Origin of the sequence: Vibrio sp. V42_P2S4T144, assembly GCF_009904715.1 — a bacterium.
Classification (GTDB): domain Bacteria; phylum Pseudomonadota; class Gammaproteobacteria; order Enterobacterales; family Vibrionaceae; genus Vibrio; species Vibrio alginolyticus.
This window is the reverse complement of the sequence record NZ_WXWS01000069.1, coordinates 1-13294: the sequence shown is the minus strand read 5'-3', so window position 1 is coordinate 13294 and position 13294 is coordinate 1. Positions and strand designations below refer to the sequence as shown.

The window sequence follows — 13294 nt, the reverse complement described above, 5'->3', positions numbered from 1 at the left end:
ATTTATATATGGTGCGGTAACTTATTAATTTCAATATCTCATCTCTCACGATTGATGTCGGATATAACGTAGCCCCAAAGTGTAATGCAAGGTATAATTTCTCCATTGTGCACAATAATATTTAGGATTCATGGATAGCTTAATAGCCATCGCGGCCGCCATACTTTATGTCTTGGCGATTGCGACCATCATACCCGGACTCTCACAACAGTCAGGAATCAAAGCAAAAACAGTGTTTGCTAGTGCTGCCTGTGCGCTTGTTTTTCATGCGTGGATTTTGAGTGATCTGATTTTTGATGGTTCAGGTCAAAACCTGAGTATTCTCAACGTGGCTTCTTTGATCAGTTTTATCATTTCTCTGGTCATGAGCCTTGCTATGTTGAAAAACCGACTGTGGTTTTTATTGCCAGTCGTTTATAGCTTTGCTGCCATCAATTTATCTGCTGCCACATTTTTGCCAAGCACGTTTATAAAGCACCTAGAGAATGACCCTAAGCTACTCATTCATATTTCATTTGCGCTCTTCTCATACGCGACTTTAACTATCGGGGCACTCTATGCGCTTCAGTTGGCTTGGCTGGATCACAAACTGAAAGCAAAAAAATCTTTGGCGATTAACCCAAACCTGCCGCCTCTATTAATGGTGGAGCGTCAACTCTTCAAAATTATTTTGATCGGTAACTTATTGTTAACTGCCACGCTCATTACTGGCTTTGTCTTTGTGCAGGATATGTTTGCCCAAGGTAAGGCACATAAGGGCATTCTTTCTTTCATCGCTTGGGTGGTGTACTCAATACTGCTTTGGGGTCACTATCAAAAAGGCTGGCGTGGTAGAAAAGTCACATGGTTCGCTGTTGCAGGAGCAACACTGTTAACTCTGGCATATTTTGGCAGTCGCTTTGTAAAAGAAATCATCTTGAATTAAGGAGCTCTAGGGCTCCTATCCTTTATATTTTAGGCTAGATAAAATACAGTACGCCTTAACTCTTTGACTTAACGGACTTACTCAACCGTTATATAACCCAATACTTACAAGGAACAGCAACGTTTTGGACGACATCTCTACGGGTATCTTGTTTGCGCTACTCGCGTGTCTTATCGTCATATCAGGTTACTTTTCCGGTTCAGAAACAGGGATGATGTCTCTGAATCGTTATCGCTTAAAACACTTAGCCAAAAACGGGCATAAGGGTGCTAAGCGAGTCGAAAGACTATTAGACCGTCCAGATCGTTTGATTGGTCTTATTCTTATCGGCAACAACCTCGTTAATATTCTCGCGTCCGCGATCGCGACCATTATTGGTATGCGTTTGTATGGTGATTTAGGTGTCGCTATCGCAACCGGTGCACTAACTATGGTTGTATTGGTTTTTGCCGAGGTTACCCCTAAAACAATTGCAGCGCTTTACCCTGAACGTGTGTCCTACGCGAGCAGTATATTATTGACCATACTGATGAAGTTACTGTCGCCTTTAGTGATGCTTGTTAACTTTATTACGAATGGCTTTATCCGCTTACTTGGTGTAAGAGCGGATCACTCAGCAGAAGATCATCTTAGCTCCGATGAGCTGCGTACGGTGGTAAATGAAGCTGGCGGTTTGATCCCTCGCCGACACCAAGACATGCTAGTGTCTATTTTAGATCTTGAGCACGTCACCGTGAACGACATTATGGTCCCACGCAATGAAATTACCGGTATTGATATTAACGACGACTGGAAATCCATTGTTCGCCAGCTAACACACTCACCACATGGACGCATAGTTTTCTATCGTGACCAAATTGATGAAGTGGTTGGCATGCTGCGCTTGCGTGAAGCTTATCGTCTGATGTTGGAAAAGAACGAATTCAACAAAGAAACGCTATTACGTGCTGCTGATGAGGTCTATTACATCCCAGAAGGCACACCACTGAACGTGCAAATGTTGAAATTCCAACGCAACAAGCAACGTATCGGTCTGATCGTGGATGAGTACGGTGATATCATCGGTCTAATTACTCTTGAAGATATTCTGGAAGAGATCATTGGTGAGTTCACGACGTCAATTTCTCCAAGCCTCTCTGATGAAATCAGTCCTCAAGGTGACGGAAGCTTTCTTATTGAAGGCAGCACCAATATCCGAGATATTAACAAAGGCCTGAAATGGGATTTACCAACGGATGGCCCAAGAACGTTAAACGGTCTTATTTTGGAGCACCTGGAAGATATTCCTGAGAGCCATCTAAGTGTGAGAGTAGCGGGTCACCCAATGGAACTTGTTGAGATTGAAGAGAACCGAATCAAGCTCGTTCGTGTTTATCCGAAGAAGAAAAAATCGACATCCAAATAACCAAAAGAAAAGCCTGACTCATGTCAGGCTTTTTACTTATTGGGGCAATATGCTTCTTAATGAGCACCTAGTCGATGCGCAACTCTTTTAACATCGACTCAGGCAAAGCAAGTTCATCATTTTTGTTCACCGAAACACCAGCATCCAAAATGTTCTTTGCGATCTGTTGTGCTTCTTTTAAAGAGTGCATTGCTGCCGTGCCGCATTGGTATTCGTTAAGTTCAGGGATCCTATTCTGACTTTCTACCTTCAGCACATCTTCCATTGCTGCAATCCAAGCATCTGCGACTTGCTGCTCTGATGGTGTGCCAATCAGGCTCATGTAAAAACCTGTGCGGCAACCCATAGGCGAAATATCGATGATCTCAACAGAATCACCGTTTAGGTGATTACGCATAAAGCCTGCATAAAGGTGCTCTAGGGTGTGAATACCTTTTTCAGAAAGAATGTCTTTGTTTGGCGCAGTAAAGCGTAAGTCGAAAACAGTAATCGTATCCCCTTTTGGGGTCTGCATGGTTTTCGCCACTCGTACAGCGGGTGCATTCATACGAGTGTGGTCCACGGTAAAACTATCGAGTAAAGGCATTACATCTCTCCTGATTGTAACTCCAGTACCTTTCGGTAATGGATAAATGTCATTCATCCCTACAGCACATGAACTGACTGTGGGCTAAAAGAACCAGCTGCTGTTGTCTTCTAATTCCTGACGACATTGCTTCAGCTGCCAGCCATAAGTTTTCGCTGTTTGTTCAACACGTCGAGCGACTTTGATTAAACTAGGCTTTCGATTATAAGTACCTCGCTTATACCCACCTCGCCCTTCATGATAAGCCAGATACTGGTTATAGGGATCCCATAATGAAATCCCTAGCTGACGCCGTGTTTCATGAGTATACCAACCGACAAACATCATAGAATCATCGAAGTTGGTACGAGAGCCACCCTGACCTGTGGCATCTTGGAAGTCTTCCCAAGCAGGGTCTTGAGCTTGAGCGTAACCATACGCACTGCTGACTCGTCCCCAAGGAATAAACCCTAGCAAATAATCTTTAGGTGGTTTTGCATCGTGCCGAAAGCTGCTTTCTTGTTTAATGATGGCCATAGCGACATGAATAGGGGTCCCCCATTCATCTTCCATATCTTTGGCATCATCGTACCAACCGGATTTCTCTCGGAATATCTCGCATAAGTTATTCTGCTGCTTTGGCGGTGCCGTAGCACAACCTGCAAGTAACACGCTTCCAAGTACCGCTACTACTGACGACTTAATGTTCAACCGCACCAATCCTTAGTTAGTCATTACTGCTTCAGGTAAGCAAAGTAATCTTCCAAAAAATCATCAAAAGAAAGCGTATCACTCTGCTCTGCTTGCTTTTGTTTTTCCACGGACGACGCTACTTCCGTTTCCATCGTATCTTGTGAATAGTACTGATAACCGTGAGCTAGGTTTTCATCACGGTACTTCATACCAAGAGTACAACCGACTTTACCTAGCCCCCCCAGCTCTTTCGTTAGCTCTAATAGTTGACCAGAGATCGTTAGTTCTGGGTTATCAATCCATGTCTCGAGTTGATTACACACATCTTGGTATGCATTGCCACCAGCGGTCATATCCATTTGCTGTGCTATTTGACGTAACTCGACGAAAACTCGGTGTGCCCAATCTTGTAGAGATAGACGCTCACCTTGGCAACCAATTTGCAGCATTAGACCTTTTTCACGGCCAGAAACAATGACTTTATTCCAGTTATCGCGCCAACACTCTAATTCACAGTTATCCATAGGGTCTGAGTCTGACAAGGCCGCCCAGGTAAGGAAGAGATCCAAGAATCGTACTTGCTCTTCATTTAAGCCCACTGCGCTGAATGGGTTAACATCTAGAGAACGAACTTCAATGTATTCGACACCACCGCGTCGTAACGCATCTGAAGGCTTCTCACCACTTTTCGATACACGTTTTGGACGAATCGGAGCGTACAGTTCATTCTCAATTTGTAAGATATTGGAATTAAGCTGGCGGTATTCACCATCCACTTTTACCCCAATTTTCGCAAACTCTTCTGATGGGTGGCGAATCGCATCACTCAAACCATCGAGGTATTGGTCAATGCTGTTAAAACCAATTTTCAGCACACTTTGAGCACTATTGGTATAGCCAAGATCGCTCAAACGCAAAGACGTCGACTTCGGCAAATATAATGTCCCGCCAATCTTCTCGAATGGCAGATCGGTTTCACGACCTTGAATAAAAGAGCCACATAACGCTGGTGATGCACCAAAGAAGTAGGGAATCATCCAGCCAAAGCGGTAGTAATTACGGATCAACGCAAAGTACGCATCAGACTTAGCATCTTGGCGGGCTTGTTCATCTTGCTCGCCATAGAGCGCATCCCAAAATGTTTCAGGAAACGAGAAGTTAAAATGGACACCTGAAATAATTTGCATCAGGCTGCCATAGCGACGCTTTAGGCCTTCTCGGTACAGCGTTTTCATTTTCGCTGCATTCGAAGAGCCATACTGGGCTAACTGAATATCATCCTCTGAGCCTACGTAGCAAGGCATTGATAGTGGCCACATTTTCTCTTCACCCATTTTGGTTTGAGTGAAATGATGGATATCTTTCAGCTGTGCCATCAGTTCTGGAATTTCATGTGACACAGGCGTAATGAACTCTAACAATGATTCCGAAAAATCCGTTGTGATCCATTGATTTGTGAACGCAGAGCCTAACCCTTCAGGATGAGGAGTTGTAGCTAGATGTCCATCCTGACGATAGCGCAAAGTTTCTCGCTCAACACCGCGTCCAAACTGCTTAAATACTTCGGGGTTTGATGCAACTTTTTTTAGTCGCGCAGCAAAATCAGTCAAAATGAGGTTCGCTTATATTGGGAGCAGGACACTTGTTACATAACACAAGTGTAAGCTAAGTTATTGATAGTTAATGCATCTAGATAAATAACCCACGAAAAGTTGCTTATCTAGATGAATAGCGGAGAAACGTTTCTCCGCTATTAAATGTGTACTCTATCGAATGATTTCAAGCTCTTCTACGTCTTTCCCCAACTTTTCTAATTGAGGACGCAACGATTTAGCATCACCAACGACGATAATTTGATAGTCATTTGGATCAAACCATTTCTGAGCCAGCGCATTCAACGTCTGCTTATCGACTTTTTCTACGATAGCGTTTCTTTGCTGCAAGTAATCATGATCGAGGTTGTACTTAAGAATATCACTGATGAGCTCCGCTTTTTGTGTTGGCGTTTCATATTTCAGTGCATCTTTTTGACCGACCGCTTGACGCATAAATTTCATCTCTTCATCAGTAATACCTGACTGCGAGTATTCATTTAGCTCATTTTCCATCTCAATGATCGAAGCAACCGTTGCATCCGCTCGTACTTGCGCGGTGAAAACCACCGAGCCTGTTTCTGGATTACCAGAGAAGTAGCCGTAAGCACCGTATGTGTAACCCTTGTCTTCACGTAGATTTTGGTTAATGCGGCTATTGAAGTTCCCAGCTAAGTTGAAGTTTGCCAGTTGGCTTAGGTAAAAATCGCCCGTTGCGTCGTAAGGCATACCTTGACGAACCATCATGACCACACTTTGCGGCGCTCCTGGTTTATCAACAAGATGGATCTTTTGCTCACCTAATGCAGCAATGCTTTGCGGTGCATACAATGGCGCAGCTTCATCCTGCCAGTTTTTCCAGAACGTCAGTTGCTGTTCAATTTCCTGTTGATCAATGTCACCAACAACGACGATTTGCGCACTTTGTGACGTGTAATGCTTCGAGTAGAATTCACGGACATCATCCAACGTTAATGCACTGACACCTGCTTGCGTGCCGTCTTTTGGTCGAGCAAAAACCGAATCCCCATAGAGCACCTGGCGACTCGCTTGTGACGCCATCCAACTTGGATTTTGGTGCTCATATACCAGGCCTTCTAGCGCTTGCATTTTTACACGCTCGAAATCATCTTGATTAAATGCAGGAGACAGCAACATCTCTTCGACAATTTTTAACGTCGGCTCTAAGTTCTTTTCTAGAGCAGAAACACTGATGTTTGTTGTATAACCTGTGGCATTAACAGAGATAACACTACCTAGTTTATCAAGCTCAGCTTGAATCTCTTCGACACTGCGTTTCGTTGTACCTTCTTGCAACATCGCAGCGGTCAATTGGGCAAGACCTTCTTTACCCTTTTCAACAAAACGTGTCCCTGCAGGTAAACTAAATTGCATCATCACCGTCGGCGTTTCATCGCTAACTGCACCAAGCAGCTCTGAGCCATTCTTGAAATGTAACTCGTACAGCTCTGGCATCGTCGCTTTCACTGGTTCTCCTACTGGAGGTTGCACTGAGCGATCGAAGTTATCGGTCGCACGACGATACGCCAATTGGTCATCGGAAATCTTCTCATATTCTGGCAGCGTACGCTTTGGTGTCACAAAGGTCGCAGGTTTTACGACAAGGTCTGTTTTTCCTTTTGGGACCACGCTTAGGGTCACTTTGTTCTTACCTTGGATAAAGTCCGTATACGCTTTTTCTACCGAAGTCGGCGTAACTGCACGGATTTGTTCAAGCTGTTGCTCAAGACGATCAGGATCGCCGAAAAATGTTTCGTTGGAAGCCAACTGAGTCACTTTACCTTTAACGCTTTCTAGCGCAAAAATAGCATCCGCTTCCGCTTTACCCTTCAACTGCTCAAGGCGATCTTTTGTCACGCCTTTTTCCGCAAACTGATTAAGTGATTGTAAAAGCTCGTCGTACAGTTTTGATAGGTCGCCTTTGTCTCCAGAATCACCCATTGCGTAAACGTAAAAGTTACACGCCAGTTCAGCACAATCATGGAATGAACCAGCATCGACCGCTTTTTGAGTCTTCACTAGGTCTTGGTAGAGCACGCTGTTGGTACCGCCACCCAATACTTCTGATAACGTGTCGAGAGACGCTTGGCTTTCTTCGCCGTTGTAGGTTGTTGGCCACGCGATCATCACCATAGGTTGTTGAATACGATCTTCTAGCGTGATGTATTTGTCTTCTTGCAGTTTTGCAGGTTGTTTCGGCGCATTTTCAACCTCAGGACCACGAGGAATCGAACCGAAGTACTTATTTACCCACTCTAGAGTTTGTTCAACGTCTAAGTCACCACCGATCGTGATAGTCGCATTGTTTGGGCCATACCAACGCAAGAAAAACGCTTTGAGGTCGTTCACATCAACACGATCAAGATCTTCAACATAACCAATGGTTTGCCACGAATACGGATGACCTTCAGGATATAGCGCTTCGGACATGCGCTCCCAAATTAAGCCATAAGGACGATTATCGTAACGCTGAGCTCGCTCATTTTTTACAGTCGAACGCTGAATTTCAAATTTGCGTTGAGAAACCGCATCCAACAAAAAGCCCATACGGTCAGACTCTAACCACAGCATTTTCTCGAGCTGGTTAGCAGGGACAGTTTCAAAGTAGTTAGTACGATCGCGGTTTGTAGTACCATTTAATGTGCCGCCAGCCTCCGTGATGATTTTGAAGTGCTCTTGGTCACCAACGTTCTCTGAACCTTGGAACATCATGTGCTCAAAGAAATGCGCAAAACCAGACTTACCCACTTCTTCACGAGCTGAACCAACATGGTAAGTCACATCCACATGGACCAATGGGTCAGAATCTTCAGGAGCTAAGATCACCGTTAAACCATTATCGAGTTTATACTTTTGGTATGGAATCTTAACTTTGCCTTCTTCAGCTTTCGATGACTCAACGAAAGTTACCCCTTTCGGCAGTGATGAAACTGGCGTATTTGATGCACAGCCCGTGATCACCAACAGTGAACACGCGCCAACCCAAAACATCTTCATGTACTTTCCTTAAAATAATCCGAGATAGATGGCCGCAAGTAAGCTATACCTAGCAGCCTTTCCTAAAAATATTAAAATCACGCAAGGCAGAAACTTCATTCTTAGCCACCCTGCGGCTAAACACAGCGGGTCTCCTATTACAGGTAACCAGCTAAAAAATAACCCCCAATAGCCATACTTAGAGAGCCACTTTAATGCGGTATGACCGTGCTTTTCCTCTTGTGCTTTGTTGGGAATCCACAAGCCAAGCCAATAATTTGTTAAGCCACCAAGCGTATTACCGATAGTAGCGACCATAACAATTGAAGAAACGGAGTATTGATTTAATGAGAGAGTGGCAACTAAGCCCGCCTCAGAACCACCAGGCAACAACGTGGCACTGAGAAAACCGGTCATGAAAAGCACCCATAATGCTGAATCTGAAAACCAAAGCGCTAAACTTTCAAAACTCGTGTTAAATGCTTCTAGCATGTCATATCAAGCAACACCTTGCCTCTGGTTCTTCCTGATTCGACCTGCTGGTGAGCACCAATGACATCACTCATAGGATAAACCTGTTGAATTTCAGTCTTCAGTAAGCCAACGCCGACCATGTACAACAAGGTATCTAACTGCGCAGGGTCTGGTTCAACCAACATGCCACTAGCCTCAAAGCCTAGGAGTTTGGCTTTTTCACAAATCAGCTCAGCTGTGATGGTTGGAACGGTGATGACTCTCGCATTGTCTTTAAGGCATTTAAGCGCATCTAACGCAGCATCTCCGCCTACTAAATCAATCAAAACATCAACATCTTCAACACGTTCTGACACTGGTGCAAATTGATAGTTCACTGCATGAGCACCGAGCGTCGCAAGGTAATCTAAATTTCGTTCACTGCAGGTTGTAAAGACTTCCGCTTTCGTCGCGATCGCAATTTGTACCGCGAGGTGTCCAACACCACCGGCTCCAGCGAGGATAAGTACGCGATCGTTTTCCGTCACATTAGCCTTACTGAGAGCTTGTGCCGCAGTTTGTCCCGCCAACGGTAATGCAGCAGCTGCCTCCAAAGTTACGGAGCTAGGAACATGACTTAACTCAGTTTCTGGAACACATATGTATTGGCTGTAACCACCGCCTCGAACTGGGAAACCAATAAATCCAGCCACCTCATCACCTTCATTAAAACGTGATGCCCCCTCTCCACAAGACATCACTTTTCCTGAGATGTCGTAACCTGGCACCCAAGGTAAATTATCCTTATTCTGCGCTGCCGCCCAACCGAGCCCAGCTCGAGTTTTGACATCAATAGGATTTACGCCTGAAAAAGCGACTTTTACTAAGACTTCACCAGGCTGTGGTGATGGTGTAGAAGCATGTTGAATCGCGAGTACGTTGGCATCACCAAACTCAGTGATAACGATCTGTTTGTGTTCCATAAACCATTCCCTGCAAGAAAACAAAAAGGGATGCGAAAGCATCCCTTTGACTATAAACCATTTTGTTAACCTAAGTTAATCGTGATTTTGTAAATTGGTTGATCATTCCATTTTCAATAATGTCTAACCAACAAGTGCTAACAATATACCAGCCGCAACGGCTGAACCCAGCACACCAGCAACGTTTGGTCCCATCGCATGCATTAACAAAAAGTTTTGCGGGTTAGCTTGTAAACCAACTTTGTTTACGACTCGCGCGGCCATTGGTACCGCAGAAACGCCAGCCGCACCAATAAGTGGGTTGATGTCTTCTTTCGAGAACTTGTTAAGCAGTTTCGCCATCAGGACGCCCGCACCAGTACCGATACTAAATGCAACTGCGCCTAACCCCAAGATACCTAACGTTTCTAGGTTCAAGAACTGCTCAGCTTGCAGCTTAGAACCAACACCAAGACCTAAAAAGATAGTCACTATGTTGATCAATTCATTTTGAGCAGTTTTCGATAAACGATCGACCACACCAGCTTCACGCATCAAGTTACCCAAACAGAACATACCAACCAATGGCGTAGCTGAAGGCAAGAACAGAATCGTCATCAGTAATACAGCAAGCGGGAAGATGACTTTCTCCCATTTACCAACATGACGAAGCTGAGCCATCTTGATTTGACGCTCTTCCTTGGTTGTCAGTGCTTTCATGATTGGTGGCTGGATGATCGGCACCAATGCCATATAGCTGTATGCCGCGACTGCAATCGCACCTAACAGATCTGGAGAGAGCTTACTCGCCAAGAAAATCGCTGTTGGCCCATCAGCACCACCGATGATCGCGATAGACGATGCATCCGCCATGGAGAACTCCATGCCAGGTACATAGTTGAGCAAAATAGCGCCAAACAGTGTTGCAAAAATACCAAACTGCGCAGCCGCACCTAACCACAACGTTTTTGGGTTTGCGATCAAAGCACCAAAGTCAGTCATCGCGCCCACACCCATGAAGATCAATAGCGGGAACACACCCGATTCAATCCCAATGTAGTAAACGTAGTAGAGCAAGCCACCAGGCTCAGTAAAGCCAGCATTTGGAATATTCGCCAAAATAGCACCGAAACCAATCGGCAATAACAGTAAAGGTTCAAATCCTTTTTTAATTGCCAAAAACAGCAAGGTACAACCAACCAGCATCATACAGATTTGGCCGAACTCGAAGTTAGCGATCCCTGTTTCTGCCCAAAGGGTTAACAATCCGTCCATGATACTCCCTTACGCCAGGCTCAACAGAGGCGCACCTACTGTGACAGCATCGCCTTCTTTAACGTTCAGCTCTTGAACCACACCACCACGCGCCGCTCGTACTTCAGTTTCCATTTTCATCGCTTCAAGGATGAGCAATACATCGCCTTCAGCTACCTCAGCACCAGGTTGAACATTCACTTTGAAGATGTTACCTGCAAGAGGAGCAGGCACCGCTTCAGCTGAAGCATTAGAAGGTGTGCTAGGTGTAGCCGATTTTGCCGGTGCATTAGAAGGAGCAACAGATGTCAGTTCACCTTGAGGGCCAACTTCCACCTCATACACCTGCCCGTCAACACGTACACTATAAGTTTCTACACCACCAGTTGCTGGTTGAGCTGCAGGTACAGCAGGCTTCGCAGCTTCTAGCGTTGGTGCAGGCTCAAATGCTTCTGGGTTTTCACGATTCTTAAGGAATTTAAGCCCAACTTGAGGGAAAAGTGCATAAGTGAGTACGTCATCAACACGCTCACTTGCTAGCTTAATGCCTTCTGATTTCGCTTTCTCCATCAGATCAACCGTAAGCGTCTCCATTTCAGGCTCAAGTAAATCGGCAGGACGACAGGTAATTGGCTCTTTACCATCAAGCACTTTCGCTTGCAGTTCTGCATTTAACTCGGCTGGTGCTTGACCGTACTCACCTTTCAATAGACCTGCGGTTTCCTTGGTAATACTCTTATAGCGCTCGCCAGTAAGCACGTTAATCACCGCTTGAGTACCGACGATCTGTGAAGTTGGAGTCACCAATGGAATGAAACCAAGATCTTCACGTACACGAGGGATCTCTTCTAATACTTCATCAATGCGATCCGCAGCGCCCTGCTCTTTCAACTGGCCTTCCATATTGGTCAGCATACCACCAGGCACTTGAGCAATCAGGATGCGTGAATCGACTCCTTTTAACTGGCCTTCCCACTTCGCATACTTCTTACGTACCTCACGGAAATATGCGGCGATAGGTTCCAGTTGCTCGAGTTTCAAATTGGTATCTCGCTCGGTACCTTCTAGCATAGCGACTACCGTTTCAGTCGGTGTATGGCCGTAGGTACAACTCATTGAAGAAATCGCAGTATCGAGAATATCAATACCGGCTTCTACTGCTTTTACCGCCGTTGCTGTAGACAGCCCCGTTGTTGCATGACAATGAAGTGCCAATGGCACATCACAAGACGCTTTGATACGCGTGATAAGCTCTTCCGCTTCATAAGGCTTAAGTAAGCCAGACATATCTTTAATACACAGCGAGTGACAACCTAAATCCTCTAGGCGTTTTGCCAAGTCAACCCAAGTGTCTGCGTTATGCACTGGGCTCGTTGTGTAAGACAACGTACCTTGAGCATGCGCACCAACATCAACCGTTGCTTTAACGGCTTTCTGGAAGTTTCGCACGTCATTCATTGCATCAAAAATACGGAATACATCCATGCCGTTAGCATGCGCGCGTTCCACAAACTTCTCTACTACGTCGTCGGCATAATGGCGGTATCCTAAAAGGTTTTGACCACGCAGTAGCATTTGCATTGGTGTATTAGGCATCGCTTTTTTTAGTTCACGTAAACGCTCCCAAGGGTCTTCCCCTAAGAATCGAATACAAGAATCAAATGTTGCACCACCCCAAGTCTCTAGAGACCAGTAACCAACCTTATCCAACTCAGCTGCGATAGGCAGCATATCCTCAATACGCATACGCGTAGCAAATAGTGATTGATGGGCATCACGAAGGACCACATCAGTAATAGCTAGTGGTTTAGACATGCTCTTAAACTCCTTTTTAATCCTAGTTCGGCTACTTCGCGAATGAGGCGCGATGTTTATGAATCGCAGCCGAGATCGCCGCCACTACTTGTGGACTAACAGCTGAAGAGGTTGATTGAATATTAGTGTTTGTTTTTGGTGCTGCGATCGGCTCTGGTACTTCTTCTGGTACCAATTTCGACATTAACCGAACGAGATAAACAAGAATAGTGAGGAAAATAAATACGACCGCCATCCCCGTTAGCATCAGGGTGGCCGCATCTACTAGCAGGCTTCCTATATTAGTCATGTTGCTTCCTTTCTTTGTCATCCTGACAACGTGCAGGACTTTAATAGTGTCAAATCCCGACCCATGGATTATCTCGATTGGTTAAATTTTGTCAATTTTGTTTAAGGAAGGTTTGTAGTAATCCTGATAAATGATTATTTATTCACTACCCAGATCACAGTTCATGACAAAATAATCACTTCAAATCGCTATCACCTTACGAACAGAGTAAAGGAGGACATAAATAAAAACTGCGATTTAGATTTCAAAATCAAATCGGGACTCACGAAGTAAAAACCAACAAAAACAAAAAGATGAACAAAATTAACAATCAATAAACAAATAACAAACAAAGTGACTACATG

Annotated in this window: 11 protein-coding genes; 2 read left to right on the top strand and 9 right to left on the bottom strand. The window is 44.8% G+C overall.

Translation table 11 applies throughout. From position 1 onward, the window contains the following. Positions 1-130: 130 nt before the first annotated feature. Complete coding sequence (locus CAG68_RS02185; RefSeq protein ID WP_005379950.1) at positions 131-925, top strand: cytochrome C assembly family protein; 795 nt, start codon at positions 131-133, stop codon at positions 923-925. Positions 926-1049: 124 nt separating this feature from the next. Further along, positions 1050-2330, top strand: a complete 1281-nt coding sequence (locus CAG68_RS02180; RefSeq protein ID WP_005379948.1) for an HlyC/CorC family transporter — start codon at positions 1050-1052, stop codon at positions 2328-2330. Between the two features lie 67 nt (positions 2331-2397). Here the strand turns inward: CAG68_RS02180 and luxS are convergent, their stop codons facing one another. From luxS to CAG68_RS02135, 9 genes are all read right to left on the bottom strand, one after another. Next, positions 2398-2916, bottom strand: a complete 519-nt coding sequence (luxS, locus tag CAG68_RS02175; protein ID WP_047102662.1) for an S-ribosylhomocysteine lyase — start codon at positions 2914-2916, stop codon at positions 2398-2400. A gap of 84 nt (positions 2917-3000) precedes the next feature. Then, a complete protein-coding gene (locus CAG68_RS02170; protein ID WP_005379943.1) occupies positions 3001-3606 on the bottom strand; it encodes a transglycosylase SLT domain-containing protein in 606 nt (201 codons plus the stop codon). 23 nt (positions 3607-3629) lie between these two features. Beyond that, positions 3630-5198, bottom strand: coding sequence for a glutamate--cysteine ligase (gene gshA, locus CAG68_RS02165; RefSeq protein ID WP_086047033.1), 1569 nt, complete (start codon positions 5196-5198; stop codon positions 3630-3632). A gap of 156 nt (positions 5199-5354) precedes the next feature. Continuing rightward, complete coding sequence (locus CAG68_RS02160; protein WP_161440732.1) at positions 5355-8198, bottom strand: insulinase family protein; 2844 nt, start codon at positions 8196-8198, stop codon at positions 5355-5357. 9 nt (positions 8199-8207) lie between these two features. Then, complete coding sequence (locus CAG68_RS02155) at positions 8208-8669, bottom strand: YqaA family protein (RefSeq protein WP_005379938.1); 462 nt, start codon at positions 8667-8669, stop codon at positions 8208-8210. Further along, positions 8663-9613 (bottom strand): NADP-dependent oxidoreductase, encoded by a 951-nt coding sequence (locus CAG68_RS02150; RefSeq protein ID WP_005385434.1) that lies wholly within the window; start codon positions 9611-9613, stop codon positions 8663-8665. The genes CAG68_RS02155 and CAG68_RS02150 overlap by 7 nt, the downstream gene beginning before the upstream one ends. Positions 9614-9736: 123 nt before the next feature. Beyond that, positions 9737-10867 (bottom strand): sodium ion-translocating decarboxylase subunit beta, encoded by a 1131-nt coding sequence (locus CAG68_RS02145; RefSeq protein ID WP_005379935.1) that lies wholly within the window; start codon positions 10865-10867, stop codon positions 9737-9739. 9 nt (positions 10868-10876) lie between these two features. Next, on the bottom strand, positions 10877-12661 hold the full coding sequence (oadA, locus tag CAG68_RS02140; protein ID WP_042521318.1) for a sodium-extruding oxaloacetate decarboxylase subunit alpha: 1785 nt from the start codon (positions 12659-12661) through the stop codon (positions 10877-10879). A 31-nt stretch (positions 12662-12692) separates the two neighbouring features. Beyond that, positions 12693-12950, bottom strand: coding sequence for an oxaloacetate decarboxylase subunit gamma (locus CAG68_RS02135; protein ID WP_005379932.1), 258 nt, complete (start codon positions 12948-12950; stop codon positions 12693-12695). Between the last annotated feature and the right edge of the window lie 344 nt (positions 12951-13294).

Coding starts and splice junctions, on each gene's coding strand:
- CAG68_RS02160 (WP_161440732.1), bottom strand. CDS start 8,198: ATGAAGATGTTTTGGGTTGGCGCGTGTTCACTGTTGGTGATCACGGGC.
- CAG68_RS02185 (WP_005379950.1), top strand. CDS start 131: ATGGATAGCTTAATAGCCATCGCGGCCGCCATACTTTATGTCTTGGCG.
- oadA (WP_042521318.1), bottom strand. CDS start 12,661: ATGTCTAAACCACTAGCTATTACTGATGTGGTCCTTCGTGATGCCCAT.
- CAG68_RS02145 (WP_005379935.1), bottom strand. CDS start 10,867: ATGGACGGATTGTTAACCCTTTGGGCAGAAACAGGGATCGCTAACTTC.
- luxS (WP_047102662.1), bottom strand. CDS start 2,916: ATGCCTTTACTCGATAGTTTTACCGTGGACCACACTCGTATGAATGCA.
- CAG68_RS02135 (WP_005379932.1), bottom strand. CDS start 12,950: ATGACTAATATAGGAAGCCTGCTAGTAGATGCGGCCACCCTGATGCTA.
- CAG68_RS02155 (WP_005379938.1), bottom strand. CDS start 8,669: ATGCTAGAAGCATTTAACACGAGTTTTGAAAGTTTAGCGCTTTGGTTT.
- CAG68_RS02150 (WP_005385434.1), bottom strand. CDS start 9,613: ATGGAACACAAACAGATCGTTATCACTGAGTTTGGTGATGCCAACGTA.